Consider the following 26,127-nt stretch of genomic DNA (forward strand, 5'->3'; position numbering starts at 1 on the left):
TTTGCTCAAAGGGCACAGATATGATGCAGTTTGATCGCAGGCGAATCGTCGGCGTCTAGGACGCCGGTGATCCGTGCTGAGAGTGCCCTGCAAAGACGGGGCACGACACATAAAACAGGAGGAGAGCGCGGCATGACCGATTCTAAAGTGGATCATGGCAATGCAAATTCGGTAGAGCCGGATGGTTCCCGCCGTAAGTTTCTGAAGAGCAGTCTTTCAGCCGCCGGCGGTATCGCGGCGGGCACGGCGGTCGTCGGTGCACCGTATGTGCACGCCCAGTCACCAATCGTGCTGAAAATGCAGACGGCCTGGGGCGGCGGCAATATCTGGAATGATTTCGCCCGAGAATACGTTGACCGCGTGCACAGCATGTCGGGCGGGCGGATACAGATCGATCTGCTCCCGGCTGGCGCCATTGTGGGAGCCTTCCAGGTCATTGACGCAGTCAGCGATGGAATCATCGATATCGGCCATGAAGTGCCGGTCTATTGGTACGGCAAAAATAACGCCGCTTCCCTGTTCGGCACCGGTCCGGTCTGGGGCGGCGATGCCAACAACATGATGGCCTGGTGGTATGCCGGGGGCGGCAAAGAGCTGTACCGCGAGCTCACTCAGGACATCATGGGTCTGAACGTGGTCGGCCAATTCGGCTTTCCGATGCCATCCCAGCCATTTGGTTGGTTCAAGAACAGTGATGTTACGTCGGTCGAGGATATCCAGGGCCTGAAATACCGGACCGTGGGTCTTGCCGCTGATCTGCTCAATGAGATGGGTATGTCCGTTGCCCAGCTCCCTGGTGGCGAGATTGTGCCAGCGATGGAGCGGGGCGTCATTGACGCCTTCGAATTCAACAACCCGTCGTCCGATAGTGATTTCGGTGCGCAGGATGTCGCGAAAAACTACTATCTGGGTTCCTACCATCAGGCCAGTGAGTCCTTTGAGTGGTTGTTCAACCGCGACATGCTCGAGAGTCTGGATGACGACCTGCAGGCGATCCTTCTGCATGCGGTCGAGGCGGCCTCAACGTCGAACACAGCCAGCGCGCTGGATCGGTATTCAGCGGACCTCGAGAGGATGCAGACCGAGTCCGGAGTGACCGTACATCGGACTTCTGACGAAATCCTCGCTGCACAGCTGGAGGCTTGGAGCACACTCATTCCGAAGCTGGAAGAGGACGACTTCATGCGCCGTGTCATGGAAAGTCAGAAAGCCTGGGTTGAGCGGACCGTGTTCTATGAGCTCATGAACCAGCCGGATCTGCAGCTTGCCTACGAGCACTTCTTCCCCGGCCGGCTGAACATGTAAAGCGGAGTGTCCGCCCAATGATCCGCCCTGGTCCCTCGACCGGGGCGGGTTTATGACGACCGGCTGGAAAAGAGTGATCCATGCTGCAGATCATCCGCACTATTGATCGATTCACGACCTGGGTCGGACGGAGTTTCGCCTGGCTGATCCTGCTCATGGCCTTTGGTATGGGTTATGAGGTGGTGTCGCGTTATCTCTTCAACGCGCCGACAGCCTGGGCCTACGATATGTCGTATATCCTGTACGGCACGCTGTTCATGGTTGGCGGGGCATACACGCTTTCGCGCAACGCGCATGTTCGAGGCGACTTTCTCTATCGGCTTTGGAAGCCACGGACCCAGGCAGCCGTCGAGTTAACGCTCTACTTTCTGTTCTTTTTTCCCGGCATCCTCGCGCTGGTGTTCTCTGGCTGGAAATATGCTTCCCGCTCCTGGCAGTACCTGGAAACGAGTACCTTTTCACCGGCCGGAATACCGATCTTTCATTTTAAGACGATGATGGTGGTGGGCGGCGTGCTGCTGCTTATTCAAGGCATTGCTCAGGTCTGCCGCTGCCTCGTTTGCCTTCGCACCGGAGAGTGGCCGGCCGACGTGAAGGATGTGACTGAATTGGAAGATCAGCTTCTCGAGACTGGCGGTGCGGATCACGCGGACAACGCTATGGACACCGCGCCTGACACAGGAGGCGAGGGACGATGACCGATCCTCAAATCGGGATCCTGATGTTGGGGATCTTCATTCTGTCGATCTTTCTGGGGTTTCCCATCGCGTTTACGCTGATGGCGCTGGGTATCGCCTTTGGCTATTTCGCTTATTTTGACTCAGGCCGGATGTGGCGTGCCTATGATCGCCTGGTCGAGCAGGGCGCTGAGGGCTGGGAGGTCTGGCAGGCTTATTTCGAAGGGTTTCTGAATAACCGCATTTTTGATCTGTTCGTCAACCAGACCTATTCGGTCATGGCGAACGAAGTGCTGACGGCGGTCCCCTTGTTTCTTTTCATGGGCTACATCGTCGAACGCTCCAACATTGTGGAGCGGCTCTTCTCCACGCTTTATATTGCGGCGCGACGAGTGCCCGGTGCCATGGGCGTGGCGGCGCTGATCACCTGTACGCTCTTCGCGACTGCGACCGGTATCGTCGGCGCGGTCGTGACATTGATGGGGTTGCTGGCGCTACCGGCGATGCTCAATGCGCGTTACAACAACGCATTTGCCTCGGGCGTCATTTGTGCCGGTGGTACCCTGGGAATCCTTATTCCGCCATCGATCATGCTGATTGTTTACGCAGCGGCAACGGGCACGTCGATCGTGCGGCTTTACGCCGGAGCGCTCTTCCCGGGACTGCTGCTGGCTGGTCTGTATATCAGCTATATCGTCATACGGAGTATCCTCCAGCCGTCAGTCGCACCTAAACCAACCGATGACGAGGTTGGGGACGTGCCATACAGCCGGCTACTGCTGATGATCCTGACGTCCTTTGTGCCCCTCGCGGTGCTCATCCTGGCCGTCCTCGGCTCCATCCTCTTCGGTCTGGCCACTCCGACCGAGGCCGCTTCGGCAGGCGCGCTGGGTGGGCTGGCGCTATCAGCGATCTATCGGGCGCTAACCTGGGATAAACTGCGGGATTCGGTTTATCTCACCCTCAAGACGACGGCCATGGTGTGCTGGCTTTTCGTGGGGTCCTGGACATTCTCGTCGGTATTTTCCTATCTAGGTGGCGAGCATCTCATTACAGAATTTGTGGTTGGGCTCGATCTCAATGTCATCACTTTCCTGATACTTGCTCAACTGATTATATTCCTGCTCGGGTGGCCGCTTGAGTGGTCAGAGATCATCATCATATTCGTGCCGATCTTTCTGCCGTTGCTGGACATTTTCGGCGTCGATCCGCTGTTCTTCGGGATCCTGGTCGCGCTTAACCTACAGACCTCATTCCTGACGCCACCGATGGCGATGTCGGCCTATTACCTCAAGGGGATCGCGCCACCGTCTGTGAATCTGGTGGACATTTTCAGAGGCTGTATGCCCTTCCTTTTCTTTGTACTCGTCGCGATGGTGGTGCTTTACGTGTTCCCGCAAATCGTCTTCTGGCTTCCGGATACTGTTTATGGTTGAGCGCGTAGAAATTGGAGACCCGGCGAGCCTCACGGTGTCGCAGATGGCCAGGTATCTGGCCGATGGGGCGTTGAGCAGCGAAACGGTTACCAAAGCCTGTCTGGCACGGATCGAGGCGATAGAGCCAAGTGTGCACGCGTGGGCCCATTATGATCCGCAGCGGGCGCTCATGCAGGCAAAAGAGGCCGATCGCCGGCGCGCAATGGGTTTGCCCCTCGGCCCACTTCACGGGGTTCCGATCGGCCTCAAGGACATCATTGATGCTCGCGGAATGCCGACCGAAAACGGCACATCACTGGATGCGGGGCAACGCCCTAACCAGGATGCGACGCTGACACAGCGTCTCCGTAACGCCGGCGTGGTGATCGTGGGGAAGACCGTTACCAGTGAACTGGCCTACTTTCATCCCGGGCCCACGACGAATCCTCACGATCCAGCACGTACGCCGGGTGGATCATCAAGCGGCTCCGCAGCGGCGGTCGCGGCCGGTATGGTGCCATTTGCCGTCGGTACTCAAACGAATGGTTCAGTCATACGCCCGGCTTCATACTGCGGCGTGGTTGGGTATAAGCCAAGCTTTGGTTCGGTGCCACGAACGGGTGTGCTAAAGGCTGCCCAGTCGCTTGATCAGGTTGGGTTTTTCGCCCGCAGTGTCGAGGATGCTGCCCTGGCTGCGACAGTGATGGGTCCGGATGGGCAGGATCGCGACTGTGACTTGAATCCGGGGCCGTTGCTGGACACGGCTTTGTCAGCGCCGCCGGTTACCCCTGACATTGCGATGGTCCACACGCCGTTCAGTGAGCGTCTTGAATCGGCGACAACCGAGGGGTTTGCAGAGCTGGTCGATCTGCTCGGTGAGCATGGCACGGAGGCGGCCCTGCCGGATTTATTCGGTCGTAGCGCGGGATGGCTCGCAACCATCATGGCCAGTGAGATGACGCGAAATCTCGGGCATTACTATGACCGCGATGCGGATCAACTGAGCGATGCGTTCGGCGCATTAATGGAGCAGGGCCGCAGCATCGCAGCAGTCGATTACCTCGCAGCCCGGGATATGCAGCCGGTTCTGCGCGAGGCCCTCGATCCCTTATTTGAGCGATTTGACGCAATCATTACCCCGGCGGCGCCGGGCGAGGCCCCCGCCGATCTGAGCACGACGGGTGATCCGATCTTCTGCTCGCTCTGGAGCTTGTGTGGGCTCCCAGCAATTACGCTGCCGCTTTTGACAGGCCCCAACAATATGCCGGTGGGTGTTCAGGTGGTCGGTGCTTACGGACAGGATGCACGGTTATTGAGAACGGCACGCTGGCTGCTGTTGCAGTGCAGCCCGGACGAGGAGACAGGCCAATGATGGATCGGGTTATGGCGGTGATCGCGTTACTGATGCTTGGCGCATTCCTGTTGGTGGTGCCGCTTTTCGTGCCGCACATCGATTTGATGATTGCGATGACTGGGTGCGCGGTGCTGGCTACATATGACATGTGGCGACATCTTGCCCTCAAAAGGCCCTAGCGGCCGATTCCGTCGTTCTGAAGGGGGTAATACAAACCCGGCTCATGGCCGGGTTTTGTCGCGGATCCGGGCACTCGATTACATCGTTGGCATCACGAACTGGCTGCCGCCGTCGCGCACGCCCTTTGGCCAGCGGCTGGTGATGGTCTTCATCTGGGTGTAAAAGCGCACCGCATCCGGCCCGTGGGCGTGGAGGATGCCAAAGCGCGACTGCTTCCAGCCACCGAAGCTGTGGAAGGCCATCGGCACCGGGATTGGTACATTGACGCCGACCATGCCCACTTCGACGCGCTCGCTGTAGGTTCGGGCGGCATCGCCGTCGCGAGTGAAGATGGCCGTGCCGTTGGCGTATTCGTGGCCATTGACGACGCCGAGGGCCTCTTCGAAGTCGGCGGCGCGGACCACGCTGAGGACGGGGCCGAAAATTTCTTCGCTGTGCACACGCATGCCCGGGCGGACGCGATCGAACAGCGAGCCGCCGATGAAGAACCCGTCGTTTCTATCGTCTCCCGGGAAATGGGCCCGCCGGCCATCAACGACAAGCTCGGCCCCTTCGGCAGTCCCGATATCGAGATAGCTGGCGACTTTGTCGCGGTGCTCGCGCGTGACCAGCGGACCCATTTCAGGCTCGGGCTTGCTGAGGCCGTCGCCAATGGTCAGGGTTTCGAGACGGGCCTTCAGGCCCGCCACCAGGCGATCAGCGGTCTCTTCGCCGACTGGAACGGCGACCGAGATCGCCATGCAGCGCTCACCGGCCGAGCCGTAGGCGGCGCCCATGAGGGCGTCCAGTGTCTGCTCAATGTCAGCATCGGGCATGACCACGGCATGATTCTTAGCGCCCCCGAGGGCCTGGACGCGCTTGCCGTGGGCCGATCCGGTGGAATAGATATATTGCGCGATCGGCGTGGAGCCCACGAAGCTGATGGCGCCAACCCGCGGATCGGTCAGCAGGACATCGACGGCCTCCTTATCACCGTTGACGACATTCAGAACGCCATCGGGCAGGCCCGCCTCCTTGAGTAGTTCCGCCAGCAGCATGCTGGCCGACGGATCCTTCTCGGAGGGTTTGAGGATAAAACTATTACCGCAGGCGAGCGCCACGGGCGCCATCCACAGTGGCACCATGACGGGAAAGTTGAATGGCGTGATGCCAGCACACACCCCCACGGGCTGCTGCATGGAGTGGCTGTCCACGCCGGTCCCGACGTTGGGCGAGTGCTCGCCTTTTATTAGATGCGGAATGCCGCAGGCGAACTCGACGACCTCAAGGCCGCGGACCACCTCGCCCCTGGCGTCGGAGAGGGTCTTGCCGTGCTCGCGGGTGATGCACTCAGCCAGCCGGTCGTGATTACGCTCGAGCAGTTCCTTGAAACGGAACATGACCCGCGCCCGACGCAGCGGAGGCGTGCTCCCCCACTCGACCTGCGCGGCGGTGACATTGGTGATGGCGTTTTCCACTTCATCGGCCGAGGCGAGCGCGACTGAATGAGTCCGCGCCCCTGTCGCAGGGTTGTAGACGGGGTGAGTACGGCCGCCCGAGGCACCGGCGACGGCTTCGCCGTTGATGAAGTGGCCAATCTCGCCCGTGGCGGTGGCGTCCTGGGATGCGGTGGCCATGGTCTCTCCTCTTATGGTCTTTTAACGCCGAGTGTAGCGACTCAGACCATGCGACGATAACCTTGTGTGCGATTAAAACAATTTGAGCGGGAGAGCCCGACATGACCACGATTACTCGACGCGGCGAGACCGTGCATATCAATGGTGACCTGCCGGTCATCGGGAGCGTGGCTCCGGATTTTAAACTGACCCGTAAGGACCTGAGCGATGTCTCTCTGGCGGACTACGCTGGCATGCGCAAGGTACTCAGCATTGTCCCCAGCTTGGATACACCGACCTGCGCGATGTCCGCGCGGCAGTTCAACCAGCGCGCGGCGGCGCTCGAGAACACCGTGGTGCTCAACATCTCTGCCGACTTGCCCTTCGCCATGGCGCGGTTCTGCGAGATCGAGGGCATCGAGGCCGTTGAGGCTCTGTCGATGATGCGCGACCGACGCTTTGCTACCGACTACGGCATCCTTCAGGTTGATGGCCCAATGGCGGGCCTCACCGCCCGCGCGGTCCTCGTGCTCGACACCCATGATGTCGTCGTCTACCGCGATCTTGTCCCCGAAATCCGCCAGGAGCCGGATTACGACGCGGCCCTGACGGCACTGGAGGCGGCGGGCTGATCGACGGGTGATTGCTCGCCCCGCCATTGTCGGCGGGTCCGCGTCCGCGTCATCGGGACTGTCATTCGAGCATAAAAAAACCCGGCCACATGGCCGGGTTTTCTGTCTCCGCCGGATGGCGGTGGCTCAGGCAGCCTGGTGGCTGCGCTGAGCCAGATCCCGCAGCACGTAGTGCAGGATCCCGCCGTTGCGGAAATAGCCCCACTCGGTGGGTGTGTCGATGCGCACCCGTGCCTCGAAGCTCTTCACCTCGCCATCCGGCGTCACTGCGCGGACGGTGACCGAATCCGGCTCTGAATCGAGGCTGCCGACGCTGAACGTCTCCTCGCCGGTCAAGCCAAGGCTTTCGGCATTCTCACCTTCGGAGAACTGCAGCGGAACCACGCCGAAGCCAACCAGGTTGGATCGGTGGATGCGCTCGTAGCTCTCGGCGATGACGAAGCGGACGCCCAGCAGCGCAGTGCCCTTGGCCGCCCAGTCACGGCTCGAGCCCGTGCCGTACTCCTTGCCGGCCAGCACGACGAGCGGGGTGCCCTGCTCTTTGTAGCGCATCGCGGCATCGAAGATCGAGGTCTGCTCGCCGGTGGGGAAGAACGTGGTCCAGCTGCCCTGCGTTCCGGGTGCCAGCTGGTTTTTCAGCCGCACGTTGGCGAAGGTGCCGCGCATCATGACCTCGTGGTTGCCACGCCGGGAGCCGTAGCTGTTGAAGTCCTGCGGCAGGATACCCAGCGAGCGCAGATATTCACCGGCGGGGCTGTCCGCCTTGATGGCGCCGGCCGGGGAGATGTGGTCGGTGGTGATTGAATCGCCGACCTTCACCAGGCAGCGTGCCTGCTTGATCTCTGAGATATCCCCTGGCTCCATGTCCATGCCCTCGAAGTAGGGGGGGTTGCGGACATAGCTCGAATCCGGCCACTCGTAGGTCTGGCCTTCCGGTGCCGGCAGCTCGCGCCAGGTCTTCGACCCTTCGAACACGTTGGCGTACTGCTCGCGGTACATCTTGTAGTTGATGTACTCCTCGATGATGTCCGAGATCTCTTTCTGGCTGGGCCAGATATCCTTGAGATACACCGGATTGCCATCGGCGTCGTACTCGAGGGGATCGTGGGCGATGTCCTTGGCGACGCTGCCGGCGAGGGCATAGGCCACCACCAGCGGCGGCGAGGCCAGATAGTTGGCCGGCACGTCCGGATGGATGCGGCCCTCAAAGTTCCGGTTGCCCGACAGCACGCCGGCGACATTCAGATCGCCCTCGCGGATGGCCTCACTGATCGGCTCGGGCAGAGGCCCGGAGTTGCCGATGCAGGTGGTGCAGCCAAATCCGACCACGTCAAAGCCGAGTGCCTGGAGCGGCTCCATCAGCCCGGCCTCGCCGAGATAGGCCGGCACCACCTGCGAGCCAGGCGCGAACGAGGTCTTCACCCACGGCTTGCTGGTCAGGCCGCGCTCGCGGGCCTTCTTGGCGACCAGCCCCGCGGCTACCAGCACGGCCGGGTTGGAGGTGTTGGTGCAGGAGGTGATCGCGGCGATGACGACATCGCCGTGCTTGAGCATGAACTCCTCCCCCTCGTTGTTGACCTTGATGGCGCCCTTCTCATGCCAGAGCGCCTGACCCGGGGCCGTGGAGCCGCCCTCGCCCTCGAAGCGGGCTTCTTCGGCATCGGGCATGGTGCCGCGAGCGGTGAGCTCCTCTTCGAGGTACTCGAGGAAGGCCGACTTGGCATTCGTCAGCGGGATCCGGTCCTGCGGCCGGCGCGGACCGGCGATGCTGGGTACGACGTCGCCCAGATCGAGCTCGACCACGTCGGTATATTCCGCCTCGCGCGAGCCGGTCTCGCGCCACATGCCCTGCTCGCGGGCATAGGCCTCGACCAGGTCGATGGTTTCCTGGTCACGCCCTGAGACGCGGAGATACTCGATGGTCTCCTTGTCGATCGGGAAAATGCCACAGGTCGCGCCGTACTCCGGCGCCATGTTGCCGATGGTCGCGCGGTCGGCGAGGGGCAGATTGTCGAGGCCGTCGCCGAAGAACTCGACGAACTTGCCGACGACGCCCTTCTTGCGGAGCTGCTCGGTCACGGTCAGGACCAGATCGGTGGCGGTCGCGCCTTCCCGCAGCTCGCCGCTGAGACGGAACCCGATCACTTCGGGGACCAGCATGGTGATGGGCTGGCCGAGCATGGCGGCCTCGGCCTCAATGCCGCCCACGCCCCAGCCCAGCACGCCAAGCCCGTTCACCATCGTGGTGTGGGAGTCGGTGCCGACCAGCGTGTCGGGGTAGGCCTGGGTGCCGTTTTCGGTTTCCTTGGTGAATACGCCCTTGGACAGGTACTCGAGGTTGACCTGATGCACGATGCCGGTGCCGGGCGGAACCACGCGGAAGTTGGAGAAGGCCTTCTGACCCCAGCGCAGGAACTTGTAGCGCTCCTCGTTGCGCTTGAACTCGATCTTGCTGTTGAGATCGAGCGCATTGGACGTGCCGAAGTGATCCACCATGACCGAGTGGTCGATGACCAGATCCGCCGGCTCAAGGGGGTTGATCAGGTCGGGATTGCCGCCCAGGCGTTTCATCGCATCGCGCATCGCCGCCAGGTCCACGACGGCCGGCACACCGGTGAAGTCCTGGAGCACGACTCGCGCCGGCATGAATGACACCTGGTTGCCGGGCCCGCCATGCGGATCCCACTCAGCGATGGCCTTGATCTGCTCGGGACCGATGTTCTTGCCGTCCTCCTTGCGCAGCTGATTCTCGAGCAGCACCTTCAGCGAGAATGGCAGCCGGTCGATGTCGTACTGATCCCTGAGCGCGTCGAGGCGGTAGATCTCGTACTGCTTGCCCTTGACGTCCAGTGTCCCGCGGGCATTGTAGCTATTGCTCATGACTTCCTCCCGGAATCGGCGTGCGCATCGTGCACGTCCTTTGTGTGGGGTCCGTCGACCCGTGTGAATCCATTATTTTACATGACCCGGCCGCCATGAGCATGCACTTTCAGCGACGCACGCCGGGGGTCACGCCGCGGCCTTCAGGGTCCGGGCCGTCTCGATGAGGGCACGACGCCCGAGCACCAGGCGCAGTCGGCCGCCGCCGTTCATCTGCCAGAGTCCCGCCGCCCGGATGGCCGCCAGCAGCAGGGCCCGGATCAGTGCCGCGTTGCGGCTGTCCTGCAGGTGGTGGGCATGTCCCTGGACCATGATCCGGGGCCTCAGCGGGCTGATGTGCTCGCTGTACAGGTCGCCCAGATGGTGGATGACGCTGTCATGGTCAATCTGGCCGAAATAATCCGCCTGGTGGCGCGTGCGCTCAAGTCCGGCGGCGAGGGCGGTCAGGCGGGCGCGGTCGCGACGCAGCCGCCGTTCCAGCTGCAGGACGGCGACCAGATAGCGCGTCAGGTGCATGGACTGCGGTTGGGCGAGATGGCTGATCAGCAGATCCAGCCCCCGCCGCAGCGAGGCATCGCCGCCGTAAAGGCCGGTCACGGAGCCGCTGTAATCGCCCAGCAGTCCGCTCAGGCAGGTGCGGGTGGCGTCGGCATCGTGCTGACCGCGGTCGGCGATATCGCGCACCCCGTCCAGCGCCTGAAAAACCGCTGCCATCGCCGCGGCGCGGGCTTGCTCAGGCGACGCCAAGGATCGGGCTCCCCGCAGCCGGCAGCCGCGTCTGGATGATGCCGCCGCCCAGACACAACGCTCCGTCATAGACCACCACCGACTGACCCGGGGCCACCGCCCGCTGGGGTTGATCAAAGTCGAGCCGCCGGCGACCGTCGTCCAGCGGTGTCAGCCAGCCCGGCTGATCCACCTGACGATGTCGCAGCCGGGCAGTGCAGCGGATCGGCCCCATCGGGCCGCGACCATCCACCCACTGCCACTGGTCGGCGATCAGCCCGTCGTTCTGCAGCGCCGGGTGGTCATGGCCCTGCACCACGATCAGCCGGTTGCGGGCCATGTCCTTGTCGGCGACGTACCAGGGCAACCCGGGGTGCGCGGCACTGCCGCCGAGATTGAGGCCACGGCGCTGGCCCAGCGTGTAGAAGGCGAGGCCGTTGTGCTCGCCCAGGGTTTCGCCGTCCAGTGACACGATCGGCCCGGGGCGGCGATCGATGTAGCGCCCGAGGAATCCCTGGAAGTCGCGCTCGCCGATAAAGCAGATGCCGGTGCTGTCGGGTTTGTTGAAGTTCTCGAAGCCGGCCTCGTCGGCGAGCCGCCGCACCTCGGGCTTGGTGCGCCCGGCGAGCGGAAACAGTGCGGCCTCGAGCTGGGTCTGGCCCAGCGTGTACAGAAAATACGTCTGATCCTTATCGGCATCGGCGGCGCGCTCGAGCGTGCGTGCGCCCGGCTCGCCCCCCACCCGGGCGTAGTGGCCGGTGGCCACCGCATCGGCACCCAGACGCCGGGCATGGTCAAGAAACGCCCGGAACTTGATACGCTGGTTGCACAGAATGTCGGGGTTCGGGGTTCGGCCGGCCTGGAACTCGCGCAGACAGTGGTCGAACACCTCGGTGCGGTACTCGGCGGCAAAGTTCGCCCGATGCAGCGGGATACCGAGCGTATCCGCCACCTGGCGGGCGTCGGCGAAATCGGCCTCGGCGGTGCAGTGGGTGTCGGTATCGTCGTCTTCCCAGTTCTTCATGAACAGGCCCTCGACCCGGTAGCCCTGTGCCTTGAGCAGCCAGGCACTGACCGCGGAGTCGACACCGCCCGACAGACCGACAATGACGTGTGATGTGTGCTGCATGCTGAAATAATAACACTGGCGATGCGGGATGGACCTTTTACTCGCGGGTCAGTGTCCTCATATCCGTACAGGTAGCCTTGGGATGATCGGTTGATGACTGAAGAGAACGATCCGAAACGCGACGACGATTTATCGGTCGAAGAAGCTGAGCCGACGGTCAAGCAACCGCCGCTCTACCGCGTCGTGTTGCTCAACGACGACTACACGCCGATGGAGTTCGTGGTGGAAGTGCTCCAGACGTTTTTCCGCATGGACCGTGAGCAGGCCACGCAGGTGATGCTCCACGTCCATACCCGGGGCAAGGGCGTCTGCGGGGAGTTCAGCCGCGACGTGGCCGAAACCAAGGTGGATCAGGTCAATGACTATGCACGCGACAATGACCACCCATTGATGTGCACGCTCGAGCCGGCCTGAGGGGCCGACCGGACCTGGGGTGACCGGGTTTTCCCAACAAGATTGCAAGTGAGATAGCGATGCTGAGCAAAGAGCTGGAATTCACGTTGAACCTCGCCTTCAAGGAAGCGCGTGACAAGCGTCATGAGTTCCTTACCGTGGAGCATCTTCTGCTCGCGCTGACCGACAACCCGGCGGCGCTCGAGGTGCTGCGTGCCTGCGAGGCCGATCTCGAGAGCCTGCGACAGGATCTTGAGGCGTTCCTCGACGAAACGACGCCGCTGCTGCCGGCCAACGACAACCGCGAGACACAGCCGACGCTGGGCTTCCAGCGGGTCCTGCAGCGGGCGATCCTGCATGTCCAGTCGTCCGGGAAGAAGGAAGTGAGCGGCGCCAACGTGGTGGTCGCGATCTTCAGCGAACAGGAGTCGCAGGCGGTGTATTTCCTCCACAAGCAGAACATCTCGCGGCTGGATGCGGTGAATTTCCTGTCCCACGGGATCTCGAAGAACGGCAACGAGGAAGGCGGCGACGAGTCCGAGCCCTCCCGCGAGGAGAGCGAGACCACCGAGGATGGCGAGAGCAGCAATCCGCTTGAGAGCTTTGCCACCAACCTCAACACGCGGGCCCGGCAGGGCCGGACCGATCCGCTGATCGGCCGCAAGTTCGAGGTTGAGCGCACCATCCAGATCCTCTGCCGCCGGCGCAAGAACAACCCGCTGTACGTCGGCGAGGCCGGTGTGGGCAAGACCGCCATTGCCGAGGGGCTGGCCAAGCTGATCGAGGACGGCGATGTGCCGGAGGTGCTCGCCGACGCGACGATCTACTCGCTCGACATGGGCGCGCTGGTGGCCGGCACCAAGTACCGCGGCGACTTTGAGAAGCGCCTGAAGGGGCTGCTCGCGCAGCTCAAAAAGCAGAAGCACGCGATCCTTTTCATCGACGAGATCCACACCATCATCGGCGCTGGATCGGCGTCTGGTGGCGTCATGGACGCGTCCAATCTGCTCAAGCCCATGCTGGCGAGCGGCGAGCTCAAGTGCATCGGCTCGACCACCTATCAGGAATTCCGGGGCGTCTTTGAAAAGGATCGGGCGCTGGCCCGGCGGTTCCAGAAGATCGATGTGGCCGAGCCCACGGTCGACGAGACGGTCCAGATCCTGCGCGGGCTCAAGGACCGGTTCGAAAAGCACCATGGCGTGCGCTTCACGAACCCCGCGCTCGAGTCGGCGGCGGAGCTGGCGGCGAAGTACATCAGCGACCGCTTCTTGCCCGACAAGGCCATCGACGTGATCGACGAAGCGGGTGCCAATCTGCGCCTGCTGCCGCCGTCGAAGAAGAAAAAGACGGTCAGTGTCTCGGATGTGGAGACGATCATCGCCAAGATCGCGCGGATTCCACCCAAGCGGGTGTCCACATCGGACATGCGTCTGCTCGAGACCATCGAGAAGGATCTCAAGCGGACCATCTTCGGTCAGGACGAGGCCATCGATACGCTGGCGACCACCATCAAGATGTCCCGGGCCGGACTGCGCGACACCGGCAAGCCGGTGGGCAGCTTCCTGTTCGCTGGGCCGACCGGCGTCGGCAAGACCGAGGTCACCCGTCAGCTGGCCGAGACCATGGGCATCAACCTGATCCGGTTCGACATGTCGGAGTACATGGAGCGGCACACGGTCTCGCGCCTGATCGGAGCGCCGCCGGGGTATGTCGGCTTTGACCAGGGCGGTCTGCTGACCGAGGAAGTGCTCAAGCATCCGCACTCGGTGGTGCTGCTCGATGAGATCGAAAAAGCCCATCCGGATGTGTTCAATCTGCTGCTGCAGGTGATGGATCACGGCTCGTTGACGGATAACAATGGCCGTCATGCGGACTTCCGCAATGTGATCCTGGTGATGACCACCAACGCCGGAGCCGAGGAGCAGAGCCGGCGTACGATCGGCTTCACGCCGCAGGATCAGAGCAGTGATGCCATCGAGGTCATTCGCAAGCAGTTCACGCCCGAGTTCCGTAACCGGCTGGATGCCATCATTCAGTTCAATGGGCTGGCACCGGAGGTGATTCAGCGGGTGGCGGACAAGTTCATCCGCGATCTGCGCCATCAGCTGGCCCAGAAGCGGGTCACGCTGGATGTCAGCGATCCGGCCCGCAACTGGCTCGCTGAGCAGGGCTATGATCCCAAGATGGGTGCACGGCCAATGGCCCGCCTGATTCAGGACAAGCTCAAGCGGGCCCTGGCGGACGAACTGTTATTCGGCAAGCTGACGAATGGCGGGCATGTCCGGGTCGATCTGGATGAGACCGGCGAGTCGCTCGCGTTTCAGATCGACACGCCCGAGCCGGTCGAGTAGGCCGGCTCAGCGGGCCCGGAAGACGATGCGCCCCTTGTTGAGGTCATAGGGGGTCAGTTCGACGGTCACTTTGTCGCCGCGCAGGATCCGGATGTAGTGCTTGCGCATCTTGCCGGATATGTGGGCGGTGACGACGTGGCCGTTCTCGAGCTCGACACGAAACATGGTGTTGGGCATCACCTCGGTGATCGTGCCCTGCATGCGGATGTTCTCTTCCTTCGCCATTCAGCCTTTACTCTTCCTGATAAAACGCCTGATTCTACCCGAGGCGGGGTCGTTCACCAATCGCCGCAGGCCTCAGCCCTCGGCGATCCAGCCCTGGGGTGACAGCCGCTCGTGGGGGTGGAAGCCGGTTTTATAGTCCATCCCCGGGCAGCCGGCAATCCAGTAGCCCAGATAAAGCCAGTCGCGCTGGCGACGCCGCGCCTTCTCGATCTGTAGCAGGATGGCCAGCGTCCCCAGGCCGCGATGGGTGAGTTCGGGTTCGTAGAACGTATAGACCGCCGAAAAGGCCGCGCCGGTGTCGTCGGTGACGGCGACCCCCAGAAGCTGGTCACTGCCGGTCTGGCGCATCTCGAGAAATGCCGTGGGGCACCATTCCGAGGTCAGGTACTGCCAGTACAGATCGGCGTCGGCATCATCCATGCCGCCGCCGGGGTGCCGGGCCGATACGTAGCGGCTATAGAGCACGAAGTGTTCGGCGGAATAGCGAAAGCCCACGTCGCGCAGGTAGACATCGGCATTGTCGCGGCGGCAGCGCCGGTGCCGGCGCCGCGGCTGGAAGCGCGCCACGGGGATGCGAATGCTCTGGCACAGCTGACAGCCGGGGCAGGCATTGCGGTAGAGATGCTCGCCACCACGCCGGAAGCCCTGGGCGAGCAGGGCGTCGTAGAGCTCGGCGGTGGGGGTGAGCCGCGGATCGACAAAGTCGAACTGCGAGGGCCGGTCATGGAGGTAGGGGCAGGGCCGGTAGCCCGTGCCGAACAGGCGGATCGATTGCGTCGGGGCGTCAGAGGCGGTCATCAGCCCCGCCAGTGACGCGTGACGTCTTCGCGCTCGATGGACAGCGTCCACGGCCCGAGGCGCGTGGCAGCGCGCTGGCTGGCGGCCAGCTGCAGCAGAAACCGTCGCCGGGGCAGTGTCTCGGCCCCCAGGCTCAGCAGATGGTCGGTGGGCATCTGGCAGTCAAGGAAATCGAACTGCCAGATATCCAGCTGGCAGAGCAGCCAGGCCAGCGCGATCTTGCTGCCGTTGGTGGCATGACTGAACATCGACTCACCAAAGAACGCGCGACCGGTGGATACTCCGTAGAGACCGCCAATGAGGCGATCATCGCGCCAGATTTCGATGGAGTGGGCAAGCCCGCGCTCATGCAGCCGGCAATAGGCATCGGCCATTTCCGGGGTTATCCAGGTGCCCGGCTGATCAAGCCGCGGCGCGGCGCAGGCGGCCACTACCGCTTCGAAGGCGGTATCCAGTGAGACATGGTGGTCGCGCCGGCGGAGTTGCCGCTGCAGTGACCGGCTGACGTGGAATCGTGCCGGGACGATGATCGCGCGCGGGTCAGGGCTCCACCATAGAATGGGCTCGCCGGGCGAATACCAGGGAAAAATCCCGCGTCGATAGGCCGACTCGAGGCGTTGCGGCGACAGCGTCGCACCAATGGCCAGCAGGCCTTCCGGGTCGGTCATGGCGCTGTCCGGGTCGGGCAGCGGCGTTGTCTCGTCGTCCGGCGCAAGCCAGGGAATGGGCAGTCGGGGCTCAGCCACGCGGCAGGGTTTCCAGTACGTCGGCGCGGTAGGGGCCTTCGGCAGTGAGGGTGTCGGCGTATTCGGCAACCGCTGGTCGCTCGCGGGCAAGAAAGTCGTCCACCGCCGCCTGAAATCGGTCGTCGCGCAGATGATGCGCCGAATGGGTCAGCACCGGCAGGAATCCCCGCGCCACCTTGTGCTCCCCCTGGGCGCCGGGTTCGAACCGATCCATGCCTTCGCGGATGCAGTACTCGATGCCCTGGTAGTAACAGGCTTCGAAGTGCAGATCGTCATACTCCGCGGCGGCCCCCCAGTAGCGCCCATAGAGCGTGTCGTCGCTGCGCAGGCAGATCGCCGCGGCCACCGGCTCGTCGTCCGCCTCGGCCACGAAGGCCACGAGCCGGTCACCGAGTTGATCGCTGAGTTCGACAAAGCAGTCCCGGGTGATGACCGGCCGATTGCCGTGGGCGAGGAACGTATCGACGTAGAAACCGTGCAGGGCGGTCCAGAGCTCGGGCGACATCTCATCGCCGTGCAGCGTGCGCAGGGTCAGACCCTGTTCGTCCACCCGGCGGCGCTCGCGGCGGATGTTCTTGCGCTTTTTGGCATTCAGACCGCCGAGAAAGTCATCAAAGTCGTGGTAGCCGGCGTTGCGCCAGTGATACTGACAGCCATCCCGGCGCGAGTAGCCCGCCGCCTCCAGTTCAGCCATGTCAGCGTCGTTGGCGAACAGCCAGTGGACCGAACTGATGTCGAGGGCGTCCACCACCTGCCGGGCTCCGTCGGCGAGTGCCTGACGCGCCCCCTCCACCGGGTAGTCGCCGTTGATCAGCATGCGCGGGCCGTTCACCGGGCTGTAGGGCACCGCGATGATCAGCTTGGGGTAGTAGTCGAGGCCGTTGCGCTCATAGGCATGCGCCCAGGCGAAGTCGAATACGAATTCGCCCCATGAATTGCCCTTGAGGTAGGCCGGCGCCGCGGCGACGAGTGTGTCGCCGTCTTCGAGGACCAGGTGATGCGGAACCCAGCCATTGTCCGCTGAGACCGCCCCGTGGCGTTCGAGGGCCGCCAGGAATTCATGCCGCAGGAACGGGTTGTCGGTTCCCGTCAGCGCATTCCACCGCGCCGGCGCGATTTCGTCGATGGCCGATAAAGCTCTGATTTGCATGTCTGGACAGACCACGGTAAGCACCCGGAAGTGCCCACACCCATCGCTGCGAAAGGTCGACCGCCTACTGTACACTCAACGCCATGGCAGGCAAGACAACCGCACGGCGACTGACCGCGCCCGGCAGTCAGCACATCAGTCGGGTTCTCCGGGAGGCGGCCCTGCTGTTGCTGATGGCGGTGGCCGGTTTCCTGATGCTCTCGCTGCTGACGTACATGCCGGCCGACCCGGGCTGGAGTCAGTCCGGGCCGAGCCGCGGTGTCGGTAACGCCGGCGGTGTGGTCGGCGCCTACTGGGCCGATCTCAGTCTCTACCTTTTTGGTTACCTCGCCTACCTGTTCCCCGTGCTGCTCGGCCTGCTGGCCACCCTCGTCTATCGCTGGCAGCGGCGTGACGGCGCCGTTCACTGGGGCATCATCGGGGTGCGGGTGGCCGGCTTCGTGATCACCCTGCTCGCCGGTGCGGCCGTGGCCCGCCTGCACATCGAGCCGGTGGCCGGCACCGTGCCGCTCAGTTCGGGGGGTGTGCTGGGCAATCTGGTCGGCGACTGGGGGCGCGAGGCCTTCAGCTTTACCGGTGCCACGCTGCTGGCGCTGGCGGTGTTTCTGGCCGGGGTGACGCTGTTCACGGGGCTGTCGTGGATCTCGCTCATGGATCGGCTGGGTCAGCTGGTGCTGGCCCAGGGCAAATACCTGCTGGCGCTGCAGAGCGGAATCACCGCGCTGCGCTCGGCCGGCTCGCGGCAGGCCGCCCGCTACGCCGAGCGGCGCCGTGACCGCCAGCGCCAGAAGCCCGCCATCGCGGCACCGGCCCCCGCGTCACCGGCGCCCGCCGCGCCTGCGCCCAAGTCCGCGCCGGCGCGGGCGGCGAGTGGCAATCGGGCCGAACAGCGCCAGCTTTTTGAGACGCCGCCGCCCAATGGTGGCCATCCGCCGGTGTCACTGCTGGACTCGCCCCAGGCCGAGCAGCCCGGTTACAGCCACGAGGCGCTCGAGGCGATGTCCCGGCTGGTTGAGACCAAGCTGGGGGATTTCGGTGTCGAGGTGGAGGTGGTCGCCGTTCAGCCCGGTCCGGTGATCACCCGTTTCGAGCTCAAGCCCGCGGCCGGGGTGAAAGTCAGTCAGGTCAGCAATCTGTCCAAGGACCTGGCACGCGCCCTGTCGGTGACGGCGGTGCGGGTGGTGGAAGTCATTCCCGGCAAGTCGGTGGTGGGGCTCGAGATCCCCAACGAGCATCGTCAGGTCATCGCGCTGTCCGAGATCATTCGGGCGGATGCCTTCGAGAAGGCCGATTCGCCCCTCACGCTGGCGATTGGCAAGGACATCGGTGGTTATACCCAGGTGGTCGACCTCGCCAAGATGCCGCATCTGCTGGTGGCCGGCACCACCGGCTCGGGCAAGTCGGTGGGCATCAACGCCATGATCATCAGCATGCTCTATAAAAACGCCCCCGAGCAGGTGCGCATGATCATGATTGATCCGAAAATGCTCGAGCTCTCGGTGTATGACGGCATCCCGCACCTGCTGGCGCCGGTAGTCACGGACATGAAGGAGGCGGCGAATGCGCTGCGCTGGTGTGTCGGCGAGATGGAGCGACGCTATCGCGTGATGTCGGCGCTGGGTGTGCGCAATATCGGCGGGGCCAACCGCCGGATCCGCGAGGCGCGGGATCGTGGTGAGCCGCTCACTGATCCGCTCTGGAACCTCGGGGGCGACCGGGTCGAGCCGACGCTGGATGGCGAGGCGCCGCAACCCCCGGTGCTCGAGCCCATGCCCTACACCGTGGTGGTGGTCGATGAATTCGCCGACATGATGATGATGGTCGGCAAGAAGGTCGAGGAGCTCATCGCGCGCCTGGCGCAGAAGGCCCGTGCTGCCGGCATTCATCTGATCCTGGCCACCCAGCGGCCGTCGGTGGACGTCATCACCGGGTTGATCAAGGCGAATATCCCCACGCGGATGGCCTTTCAGGTGTCCTCGCGGGTGGATTCGCGCACCATCCTTGATCAGATGGGGGCGGAGTCCCTGCTCGGGCATGGCGACATGCTGTACATGGGGCCCAGCAGTCGCGGCCTGCCCGAGCGGGTGCACGGCGCATTCGTCTCGGATGCCGAGGTGCATCGGGTGGCCGAGCATCTCAAGCAGAGCGGCTCGCCGGACTATGTCGACGGGATTCTGGACGAGGGCGGCGGGGACGCCGCCGGCGTCGGCGCCCTGCCGGGTGAAATGAACGCGGCCGGCGGCGAGTCGGACCCGCTCTACGACCAGGCGGTGCGAATCGTCACCGAGACCCGCAAGGCCTCGATCTCGGGGGTTCAGCGACGCCTCAAGGTGGGCTATAACCGCGCGGCCCGCCTGGTCGAGGAAATGGAGGCGGCCGGCATCGTCGGACCGCTACAGGCCAATGGCTCGCGCGAGGTGATCGCGCCACCACCGCCGGGGGATTGATGGACCGCAGAATCGACAACAGGATCCGGGGCTGCCTGATGGCCGTGCTCGGCGCCTGCGCAGCGCTGGCTGGCACAGCCGTGGCCGAGCCCGATACACCCACGCCGCTGGACCGGCTGGCGGCGTATTTCGAGTCGGTGGAAACCCTCGAGGGTGAGTTCCGCCAGACCACCCGTGACGAGGCCGGTACCGTGGTGGAAGAGGCCGCCGGGTCGTTTGTCATGGCCCGCCCCCAGCGCTTCATCTGGGACTACGACAAGCCCTGGGAACAGCTCATCGTGGCCGATGGCGAGCAGCTCTGGGTGCACGATGTCGCCCTCGAGCAGGTGGTGGTCCGGCCGCTGGACGACGCCCTGGGGGTGGGCGCCGCGCAGCTGCTGAGTGGCGATTTCGCCAACCTGAAAGACAATTTCGACCTGTCGGTGACCGACGACGGCCGGATTCGGATGCGACCCACCGATCCGGCGTGGAATTTCCAGCGCGTGCATCTCACGCTTGATCACGGAGTGCCCGCCATCATCGAGGTCCAGGATGGCATGGGCCAGCGCGTGAGCGTTGAACTGCTCGCCATCGAGCGCAATCCAGACGTTGACTTTGAGCGTTTCGAATTTGAACCGCCCGAGGGCGTGGATGTGATGCAGGGCGCATGATCGACCGCACCCGTCCGCTGGCCGACCGCATGCGGCCGCGCCATGCGGATGAATTCGCCGGCCAGTCGCACCTGTTGGCCCCGGGTCGGCCGCTGGGGGAGGCGCTGGCGGCTGGCCGGCCGCACTCGATGGTCCTGTGGGGACCGCCGGGCACTGGCAAGACAACGCTGGCACGGATGGTCGCGACAGCGGCGGATGCGGAGTTTCTGACCCTCTCCGCAGTCATGGCCGGGGTCAAGGATATCCGCGAGTCGGCGGCCCGCGGTCGGGCCAACCGCGAGGCCGGACGTCAGACCCTGCTGTTCGTCGACGAGGTGCATCGCTTCAACAAGGCCCAGCAGGATGCCTTTCTGCCGTATATCGAGGACGGCACGCTCCTGTTCATCGGTGCCACCACTGAAAACCCCTCGTTCGAGCTCAACAACGCGCTGCTCTCCCGGGTGCGTGTCTACGTGCTGCGTACCCTCGAGCCCGAGGCCATCGGCCGGTTGATCGATGCCGCCATGGGGGATGCCGAGCGCGGCCTCGGGGATACGCCCCTGCAGCTCGACCCCGCGGCGCGCGAGGCACTGACCCAGCTGGCCGACGGTGATGCCCGCACGGCGCTGAGCCTGCTGGAGGTGGCCGCGGACCTGGTGGGCGACGACGGGGTCATCGGTGTGGACCGGGTCCGCGAGGCGGCGGCCGGCGGCCGGGCGCGCTTTGACAAGGGCGGTGATGCCTTCTACGACCTCATTTCGGCCCTGCACAAATCGGTGCGTGGCTCGGCACCCGACGCCGCACTGTACTGGTACGCGCGCATGCTCGAAGGCGGCTGCGATCCGCTGTACATCGCCCGTCGGGTGGTGCGCATGGCCTCGGAAGACATTGGCAATGCGGATCCGCGTGCCCTGCAGGTGGGCCTCGATGCGTGGCAGGCCCAGGAGCGGCTGGGCTCACCCGAGGGCGAACTGGCGATCGCCCACGCCATCACTTACATGGCCTCGGTGCCCAAGAGCAACGCCGTGTACAGCGCCTTCAACCAGGCCATGGCCGATGCCCGCAGCGAGGGGTCGCTCGAGGTGCCGGTGCATCTGCGCAATGCCCCCACCCGGCTGATGAAATCCCTCGGCTATGGGCATGCCTATCGGTATGCCCACGAAGAGCCCCACGGCTACGCCGCCGGTGAGCAGTACCTGCCCGATGCACTGGCGGGGCGGCGCTACTACCAGCCTACCGAGCGTGGCCTCGAGCGCCGCATCGCCGACCGACTGGCATGGCTGGCCGAGCTGGATGAGGCGGCGGGGCGGCGCTGATTGGCTACGATGGCCATCGGGTTTCGCGTACACTTCGGCGGTCTTCTCGAGGAAGAGTCAGGCGATGGCGTTTGTCGGTGAATATCTGGCGGTAGCCAGTGGCGGGGCGATTGGCGCGGCACTGCGCTACGGCGCCACGGCGGCGGTCCACGGCGTGCTGCCCCGGGCCTTTCCCTGGGGGACGCTGGCGGTGAACGTGGTCGGCAGCCTCCTGATCGGGGTGGCCTTCGTCCTGCTTGTGGAGCGGAGTCTGCCCGGCTCAAGCCTGCGGCTTTTCTTTGCCGTTGGCGTGCTGGGGGCGTTCACCACGTTTTCAACCTTCTCGCTGGACACCATCGCGCTGTACGAGGCCGGTGCCGGTCTGCAGGCGGCGGCCTATGTTCTGGCGAGCGTGACCACCTGCCTGCTGGCAACGCTCACGGGCATTCTCATCACCCGCAGTTTCTAGGACACGAGCCAATCGATGCTTGATCAAAAAACCCTCCGGCAGAATCCTGACGCGGTGGCCGAGCAGCTGGCGCGGCGCGGTCATGCCTTTGATGCCGAGCACTATGCCGGGCTCGAGGCGCGGCGCCGCGAGCTGCAGTCGCGCACCGAATCCCTCCAGCACGAGCGCAATGCCCAGTCGCGCGCGATCGGTCAGGCCAAGCAGGCCGGCGAGCCGGTGCAGCCTCTACTGGATGCGGTCGCTGATCTGGGTGAGGCGCTCAAGACCGCCCAGTCCGAGCTCGAGACCCTGCAGGCCGAGCTGCGCGCCATCCAGCTGGGACTGCCCAACCTGCCCCATGACACGGTGCCGCCCGGTCGCGACGAGGCGGACAATATCGAGGTCCGACGCTGGGGCACGCCGCCGTCCTTCGACTTCGAGGCCCGCGATCATGTCGAGCTCGGCGAGGCGCTGGGTGGCGGACTGGATTTTGCCGCGGGGGCAAAGCTCTCGGGGGCGCGTTTCGTGGTCATGCGCGGGGGCGTTGCAAGGCTGCACCGGGCACTCGCGCAGTACATGCTGGACGTGCATACCGAGCAGCATGGCTATCACGAAACCTATGTCCCCTACCTGGTGGGCGAAGAGGCGTTGACCGGGACCGGGCAGCTGCCCAAGTTTGATGAGGATCTGTTCTCCATCGCCGGGTTCGAGCCGTCGCTGCGGCTGATTCCCACCGCCGAGGTGCCGCTCGCCAACCTGGCGGCCGGCGAGATCATCGAGGCCGATCAACTGCCATTGGGCTATGTCTGTCACAGCCCCTGTTTTCGTTCCGAGGCCGGCTCCTACGGGCGTGATACCCGCGGCATGATCCGCCAGCATCAATTCGACAAGGTCGAGCTGGTGCAGCTGACCCGTCCGGATGATTCCTACGCGGCCCTCGAGCGGCTGACCCGGCATGCCGAGATCATCCTGCAACAGCTCGCACTGCCGTATCGTGTGGTCACGCTCTGTGGCGGCGACATGGGCTTCGCGGCCGCCAAGACCTACGACATCGAAGTCTGGCTGCCCGGTCAGGCGAGCTACCGGGAGATCTCCTCCTGCAGCAATACCGAGGCTTTCCAGGCGCGCCGCATGCAGGCGCGCTGGCGTCACCCCGATACCGGTCGTCCCGAGCCGTTGCACACCCTGAACGGCTCGGCGCTGGCGGTAGGGCGTTGCCTGGTGGCGGTGCTCGAGAACTACCAGCGGGCCGATGGCCGTGTGGCCATCCCCGCCGTGCTCCAGCCCTACATGGGCGGGTGCGAGTGGCTGACACCATGAGTCGGGATGTCGACGCGGCCATTCGCGGCTGGCGCGAACAGACCATTCCGGCGGCTGGCGAGCCCGACTCGCTGCTCGCCTACCGGTGGTTCGGCTCAGTGCGGGCCGTGGTCGAGGCCGAGTCGGATTATCTGGTCCTGATGCGCATCGAGACCGATCCGGCCTCGCGGGGCCGCGGCGAGGCGAGTCAGGCGCTGGAGTGGCTGAAAACGCTGTGCGATCGCCATGGCGTGACGCTGCTCGGGCAGGCCAACGTCGACGAGGCGGGCGGCCTGGAGCAGACCGCGCTGCTCGACTGGTATGCCCGGCACGGGTTTGAAATCGATGCCAGCCGCCGCGGCGGGCCGCTGGTCTGGTATCCGCGCCGTCCGGCGCCGGCTGACTAGCGCGGCGACGCCGTGGCCGGTCGCAGGCCGATGCGCCCGTCCGGCCCCAGCACCCGGCGCTGCAGCCAGCCCAGCAGAAGCCCGTAGGCGGGCAGGAACAGCAGCAGCGAGATGCCCAGCTTCATGGCATAGTCCACCGCCGCGATCTCCGGCCAGTGGGCGGCCATGAAGGGGTCGGGGCTGCGGTAGAAGGCAATGCCGAAGAACGCCACGGTGTCGGCGAGATTGCCGAACAGGGTGGAAACCGCCGGGGCCACCCACCAGCGGGCCGAGGCCCGCAGGCGATCGAACAGCTGGATGTCGAGCAGCTGGCCGAGGGCATAGGCCATGAAACTGGCGATGGCGATCCGGCCGACGAAGCTGTTGAGCGTGAGCAGCGCCTCGCTCCCCTGGAAGCTGCCCTGCTGGAACAGCACGCCGAGTGCATACGACACCACGAGTGCCGGGCCCATGGCAAAAAAGATGATCCGGCGGGCGGCGTATTTGCCAAAGGTCCGTACCGTCAGGTCCGTGGCAAGGAAAATGAAAGGAAACGAGAACGCGCCCCAGGTGCTCTGCACCCCGAGGAGTGTCACCGGTAGCTGCACCAGGTAGTTGCTGGCGGCGATGATGGCGATATGCGCCCCGGCAAGCACCAGCAGGGCGCGGCGATACTGTTCAGGAGTAACCATTTTCATGGGTGCGGAGTATAGCAGCCCGACAGCGCCACGCACGCCCGGGGCGGCGCGCCGGCGCGTGATGGCGCTGGCCTGGCCGCTGATCGTGTCCAACCTGACGGTGCCGCTGCTGGGCCTGGTCGATACCGCGGTGGTCGGTCACCTGTCCGACAGCCGATACCTCGGTGGGGTGACGCTGGGCGCGACGCTGTTCAGTTTCCTCTACTGGGGGTTCGGCTTTCTGCGCATGGGCACGACGGGTCTGGCGGCCCAGGCCTGCGGGCGGCAGGATCAGGACGATCTCATCCGGCTGCTGGGACAGAGCCTGATGCTGGCGGCGGTGATTGGTCTGGCGCTGATCGCCCTGCATCCGCTGTTGATCCCCGCAGGCCTCGCGCTGCTCGACGGAAGCGCGGCGGTCACCGCCGAGGCCGATACCTACGCCCGCATCCGCATACTGAGCGCGCCGGCCGTGCTGGCCAACTATGCGCTGATCGGCTGGTTTCTGGGGCGCGGCTACAGTCGCATCACCCTGGTGCTGATGATCGTAAATAATGTGGCCAATATCCTGCTGGACCTGCTATTCGTGGTGGGACTTGGCATGACCACCGACGGCGTCGCGCTTGCCAGCGTGATGGCCGACTACCTGGCGCTGATCGTTGGCGCCGGCTGGGCATTGCATGCCTGGCGGGGCTGGGGGTGGCGCCGGGTGACCGGTGTCTTTGGCCCCGTCGCGGGGTATCGGCGGTTGCTGGGGGTGAACGCGGCGCTTTTCATTCGCACGCTGTGCCTGCTGTTCGCGTTCGCCTTCTTCCACTCCCAGGGCGCGCAGCTGGGGGATGTCACCCTGGCGGCGAACGCGGTGCTGCTGCAGTTCGTGTTGCTCGCCTCCTACGGGCTCGACGGGTTCGCGCATGCCACCGAGTCACTGGTGGGCCAACAGATCGGCGCCGATGACGAGGCCGGCTTCCGACGGGTGGTGCGGGCCGCGCTGGAATGGTCGCTGGCGACCGCGATGCTGGCGAGTCTGGGCTTTGCGCTGGGGGGCGAGGCGCTGATCCGGCTGCTCACCGATCTCCCCGATGTGCGGGCCATGGCCGAGCGCTTTCTGCCCTGGATGGTGGCCATGCCATTGCTGGCGGTGGCCAGTTATCTGCTTGATGGCATTTTCATTGGGGCGACACGGACCCGAGCCATGCGGGACACCATGGTGGTGGCGGTGGTGGCCGGTTATCTGCCGGTCTGGTGGCTGTGCCAGCCCCTGGGCAACCACGGCCTGTGGCTGGCCTTCGTGAGTTTCACCCTGGCCCGCGGTGTACTGCTGGGTGCGGTGTTCTGGCGCAGCTGGCGGCATCGCACCTGGTTTGCCGCAGCGCTGGACGCCTGACGC

Annotated in this window: 24 protein-coding genes; 15 read left to right on the forward strand and 9 right to left on the reverse strand. The window is 64.4% G+C overall.

Translation table 11 applies throughout. The annotated features are described in order from the left end of the window. Positions 1-132 precede the first annotated feature (132 nt). The 5 genes from FPL11_RS08290 to FPL11_RS10105 all read left to right on the forward strand — a co-directional run bounded on the left by FPL11_RS08290 (position 133) and on the right by FPL11_RS10105 (position 4,930). Complete coding sequence (locus FPL11_RS08290; RefSeq protein ID WP_144348187.1) at positions 133-1,305, forward strand: TRAP transporter substrate-binding protein; 1,173 nt, start codon at positions 133-135, stop codon at positions 1,303-1,305. Between the two features lie 80 nt (positions 1,306-1,385). Beyond that, positions 1,386-2,003, forward strand: coding sequence for a TRAP transporter small permease subunit (locus FPL11_RS08295; protein ID WP_144348188.1), 618 nt, complete (start codon positions 1,386-1,388; stop codon positions 2,001-2,003). Next, complete coding sequence (locus FPL11_RS08300; RefSeq protein ID WP_144348189.1) at positions 2,000-3,418, forward strand: TRAP transporter large permease; 1,419 nt, start codon at positions 2,000-2,002, stop codon at positions 3,416-3,418. Before FPL11_RS08295 ends, FPL11_RS08300 begins: the two co-directional genes overlap by 4 nt. Further along, the gene (locus tag FPL11_RS08305) at positions 3,411-4,769 is read left to right on the forward strand and encodes an amidase (protein WP_144348190.1); all 1,359 of its coding nucleotides are present in this window, start codon (positions 3,411-3,413) and stop codon (positions 4,767-4,769) included. Before FPL11_RS08300 ends, FPL11_RS08305 begins: the two co-directional genes overlap by 8 nt. Then, complete coding sequence (locus FPL11_RS10105; protein WP_159299411.1) at positions 4,766-4,930, forward strand: hypothetical protein; 165 nt, start codon at positions 4,766-4,768, stop codon at positions 4,928-4,930. Before FPL11_RS08305 ends, FPL11_RS10105 begins: the two co-directional genes overlap by 4 nt. Before the next feature lie 78 nt (positions 4,931-5,008). Here the strand turns inward: FPL11_RS10105 and FPL11_RS08310 are convergent, their stop codons facing one another. Further along, the gene (locus FPL11_RS08310; protein WP_144348191.1) at positions 5,009-6,547 is read right to left on the reverse strand and encodes a CoA-acylating methylmalonate-semialdehyde dehydrogenase; all 1,539 of its coding nucleotides are present in this window, start codon (positions 6,545-6,547) and stop codon (positions 5,009-5,011) included. Positions 6,548-6,648: 101 nt separating this feature from the next. On the opposite strand from FPL11_RS08310, the gene tpx reads away from it, so the two are divergent. Next, positions 6,649-7,158, forward strand: coding sequence for a thiol peroxidase (tpx, locus tag FPL11_RS08315; RefSeq protein ID WP_144348192.1), 510 nt, complete (start codon positions 6,649-6,651; stop codon positions 7,156-7,158). 126 nt (positions 7,159-7,284) lie between these two features. Here tpx and acnA read toward each other — a convergent pair whose 3' ends face one another. From acnA to mnmA, 3 genes are all read right to left on the reverse strand, one after another. Beyond that, positions 7,285-10,038 carry an aconitate hydratase AcnA gene (acnA, locus tag FPL11_RS08320; protein WP_144348193.1) on the reverse strand — a complete coding sequence of 918 codons (2,754 nt, stop codon included), beginning with the start codon at positions 10,036-10,038 and terminating at the stop codon, positions 7,285-7,287. 129 nt (positions 10,039-10,167) lie between these two features. Continuing rightward, complete coding sequence (hflD, locus tag FPL11_RS08325) at positions 10,168-10,785, reverse strand: high frequency lysogenization protein HflD (protein ID WP_186295111.1); 618 nt, start codon at positions 10,783-10,785, stop codon at positions 10,168-10,170. After that, a complete protein-coding gene (gene mnmA, locus FPL11_RS08330; RefSeq protein WP_144348195.1) occupies positions 10,772-11,893 on the reverse strand; it encodes a tRNA 2-thiouridine(34) synthase MnmA in 1,122 nt (373 codons plus the stop codon). Before mnmA ends, hflD begins: the two co-directional genes overlap by 14 nt. 93 nt (positions 11,894-11,986) lie before the next feature. Between mnmA and clpS the strand changes: the two genes are divergently transcribed. Then, entirely contained in the window at positions 11,987-12,307 is a 321-nt protein-coding gene (gene clpS, locus FPL11_RS08335) for an ATP-dependent Clp protease adapter ClpS (RefSeq protein ID WP_069134280.1), read from the forward strand. Positions 12,308-12,366: 59 nt separating this feature from the next. Continuing rightward, a complete protein-coding gene (gene clpA, locus FPL11_RS08340) occupies positions 12,367-14,637 on the forward strand; it encodes an ATP-dependent Clp protease ATP-binding subunit ClpA (protein ID WP_144348196.1) in 2,271 nt (756 codons plus the stop codon). A gap of 6 nt (positions 14,638-14,643) precedes the next feature. Here clpA and infA read toward each other — a convergent pair whose 3' ends face one another. The 4 genes from infA to FPL11_RS08360 form a co-directional block, all read right to left on the reverse strand. Continuing rightward, complete coding sequence (infA, locus tag FPL11_RS08345; protein ID WP_110882994.1) at positions 14,644-14,862, reverse strand: translation initiation factor IF-1; 219 nt, start codon at positions 14,860-14,862, stop codon at positions 14,644-14,646. A 72-nt stretch (positions 14,863-14,934) separates the two neighbouring features. Next, positions 14,935-15,660, reverse strand: a complete 726-nt coding sequence (locus FPL11_RS08350) for an arginyltransferase (protein ID WP_235013460.1) — start codon at positions 15,658-15,660, stop codon at positions 14,935-14,937. Then, the gene (gene aat / locus FPL11_RS08355) at positions 15,660-16,406 is read right to left on the reverse strand and encodes a leucyl/phenylalanyl-tRNA--protein transferase (protein WP_144348197.1); all 747 of its coding nucleotides are present in this window, start codon (positions 16,404-16,406) and stop codon (positions 15,660-15,662) included. Before aat ends, FPL11_RS08350 begins: the two co-directional genes overlap by 1 nt. Continuing rightward, positions 16,399-17,556: a GNAT family N-acetyltransferase gene (locus tag FPL11_RS08360; protein ID WP_144348198.1), complete on the reverse strand. Its 1,158-nt coding sequence runs from the start codon at positions 17,554-17,556 to the stop codon at positions 16,399-16,401. The genes aat and FPL11_RS08360 overlap by 8 nt, the downstream gene beginning before the upstream one ends. Positions 17,557-17,639: 83 nt before the next feature. On the opposite strand from FPL11_RS08360, the gene FPL11_RS08365 reads away from it, so the two are divergent. From FPL11_RS08365 to FPL11_RS08390, 6 genes are all read left to right on the forward strand, one after another. Further along, the gene (locus FPL11_RS08365; RefSeq protein WP_144348199.1) at positions 17,640-20,003 is read left to right on the forward strand and encodes a DNA translocase FtsK; all 2,364 of its coding nucleotides are present in this window, start codon (positions 17,640-17,642) and stop codon (positions 20,001-20,003) included. Beyond that, positions 20,003-20,653: an outer membrane lipoprotein periplasmic chaperone LolA gene (gene lolA / locus FPL11_RS08370; protein WP_144348200.1), complete on the forward strand. Its 651-nt coding sequence runs from the start codon at positions 20,003-20,005 to the stop codon at positions 20,651-20,653. The genes FPL11_RS08365 and lolA overlap by 1 nt, the downstream gene beginning before the upstream one ends. Beyond that, positions 20,650-21,948 (forward strand): replication-associated recombination protein A, encoded by a 1,299-nt coding sequence (locus FPL11_RS08375; RefSeq protein WP_144348201.1) that lies wholly within the window; start codon positions 20,650-20,652, stop codon positions 21,946-21,948. The genes lolA and FPL11_RS08375 overlap by 4 nt, the downstream gene beginning before the upstream one ends. Positions 21,949-22,012: 64 nt before the next feature. Then, a complete protein-coding gene (gene crcB / locus FPL11_RS08380; protein WP_110883000.1) occupies positions 22,013-22,396 on the forward strand; it encodes a fluoride efflux transporter CrcB in 384 nt (127 codons plus the stop codon). A gap of 15 nt (positions 22,397-22,411) precedes the next feature. Further along, complete coding sequence (gene serS, locus FPL11_RS08385) at positions 22,412-23,695, forward strand: serine--tRNA ligase (RefSeq protein WP_144348202.1); 1,284 nt, start codon at positions 22,412-22,414, stop codon at positions 23,693-23,695. Next, positions 23,692-24,081, forward strand: coding sequence for an N-acetyltransferase (locus FPL11_RS08390; protein ID WP_144348203.1), 390 nt, complete (start codon positions 23,692-23,694; stop codon positions 24,079-24,081). Before serS ends, FPL11_RS08390 begins: the two co-directional genes overlap by 4 nt. Here the strand turns inward: FPL11_RS08390 and FPL11_RS08395 are convergent. After that, the gene (locus tag FPL11_RS08395) at positions 24,078-24,758 is read right to left on the reverse strand and encodes a 7-cyano-7-deazaguanine/7-aminomethyl-7-deazaguanine transporter (protein ID WP_144348204.1); all 681 of its coding nucleotides are present in this window, start codon (positions 24,756-24,758) and stop codon (positions 24,078-24,080) included. The two genes, FPL11_RS08390 and FPL11_RS08395, sit on opposite strands and share 4 nt — an antisense overlap. On the opposite strand from FPL11_RS08395, the gene FPL11_RS08400 reads away from it, so the two are divergent. Further along, a complete protein-coding gene (locus tag FPL11_RS08400; RefSeq protein ID WP_144348205.1) occupies positions 24,757-26,124 on the forward strand; it encodes an MATE family efflux transporter in 1,368 nt (455 codons plus the stop codon). The genes FPL11_RS08395 and FPL11_RS08400 overlap by 2 nt on opposite strands. Positions 26,125-26,127: the final 3 nt, after the last annotated feature.

This window comes from Spiribacter aquaticus (assembly GCF_007625215.1).
Lineage (GTDB): Bacteria > Pseudomonadota > Gammaproteobacteria > Nitrococcales > Nitrococcaceae > Spiribacter > Spiribacter roseus.

Bases quoted from the DNA above. Each gene is read 5' to 3' on its own strand.
- acnA (WP_144348193.1), bottom strand. From the start codon at position 10,038: ATGAGCAATAGCTACAATGCCCGCGGGACACTGGACGTCAAGGGCAAG.
- FPL11_RS08365 (WP_144348199.1), top strand. From the start codon at position 17,640: ATGGCAGGCAAGACAACCGCACGGCGACTGACCGCGCCCGGCAGTCAG.
- FPL11_RS08310 (WP_144348191.1), bottom strand. From the start codon at position 6,547: ATGGCCACCGCATCCCAGGACGCCACCGCCACGGGCGAGATTGGCCAC.
- FPL11_RS08360 (WP_144348198.1), bottom strand. From the start codon at position 17,556: ATGCAAATCAGAGCTTTATCGGCCATCGACGAAATCGCGCCGGCGCGG.
- FPL11_RS08350 (WP_235013460.1), bottom strand. From the start codon at position 15,660: ATGACCGCCTCTGACGCCCCGACGCAATCGATCCGCCTGTTCGGCACG.
- FPL11_RS08290 (WP_144348187.1), top strand. From the start codon at position 133: ATGACCGATTCTAAAGTGGATCATGGCAATGCAAATTCGGTAGAGCCG.
- infA (WP_110882994.1), bottom strand. From the start codon at position 14,862: ATGGCGAAGGAAGAGAACATCCGCATGCAGGGCACGATCACCGAGGTG.
- FPL11_RS08295 (WP_144348188.1), top strand. From the start codon at position 1,386: ATGCTGCAGATCATCCGCACTATTGATCGATTCACGACCTGGGTCGGA.
- lolA (WP_144348200.1), top strand. From the start codon at position 20,003: ATGGACCGCAGAATCGACAACAGGATCCGGGGCTGCCTGATGGCCGTG.
- FPL11_RS08395 (WP_144348204.1), bottom strand. From the start codon at position 24,758: ATGAAAATGGTTACTCCTGAACAGTATCGCCGCGCCCTGCTGGTGCTT.
- crcB (WP_110883000.1), top strand. From the start codon at position 22,013: ATGGCGTTTGTCGGTGAATATCTGGCGGTAGCCAGTGGCGGGGCGATT.
- FPL11_RS10105 (WP_159299411.1), top strand. From the start codon at position 4,766: ATGATGGATCGGGTTATGGCGGTGATCGCGTTACTGATGCTTGGCGCA.
- clpA (WP_144348196.1), top strand. From the start codon at position 12,367: ATGCTGAGCAAAGAGCTGGAATTCACGTTGAACCTCGCCTTCAAGGAA.
- FPL11_RS08400 (WP_144348205.1), top strand. From the start codon at position 24,757: ATGGGTGCGGAGTATAGCAGCCCGACAGCGCCACGCACGCCCGGGGCG.
- FPL11_RS08305 (WP_144348190.1), top strand. From the start codon at position 3,411: ATGGTTGAGCGCGTAGAAATTGGAGACCCGGCGAGCCTCACGGTGTCG.
- FPL11_RS08375 (WP_144348201.1), top strand. From the start codon at position 20,650: ATGATCGACCGCACCCGTCCGCTGGCCGACCGCATGCGGCCGCGCCAT.
- FPL11_RS08390 (WP_144348203.1), top strand. From the start codon at position 23,692: ATGAGTCGGGATGTCGACGCGGCCATTCGCGGCTGGCGCGAACAGACC.
- tpx (WP_144348192.1), top strand. From the start codon at position 6,649: ATGACCACGATTACTCGACGCGGCGAGACCGTGCATATCAATGGTGAC.
- mnmA (WP_144348195.1), bottom strand. From the start codon at position 11,893: ATGCAGCACACATCACACGTCATTGTCGGTCTGTCGGGCGGTGTCGAC.
- serS (WP_144348202.1), top strand. From the start codon at position 22,412: ATGCTTGATCAAAAAACCCTCCGGCAGAATCCTGACGCGGTGGCCGAG.
- clpS (WP_069134280.1), top strand. From the start codon at position 11,987: ATGACTGAAGAGAACGATCCGAAACGCGACGACGATTTATCGGTCGAA.
- FPL11_RS08300 (WP_144348189.1), top strand. From the start codon at position 2,000: ATGACCGATCCTCAAATCGGGATCCTGATGTTGGGGATCTTCATTCTG.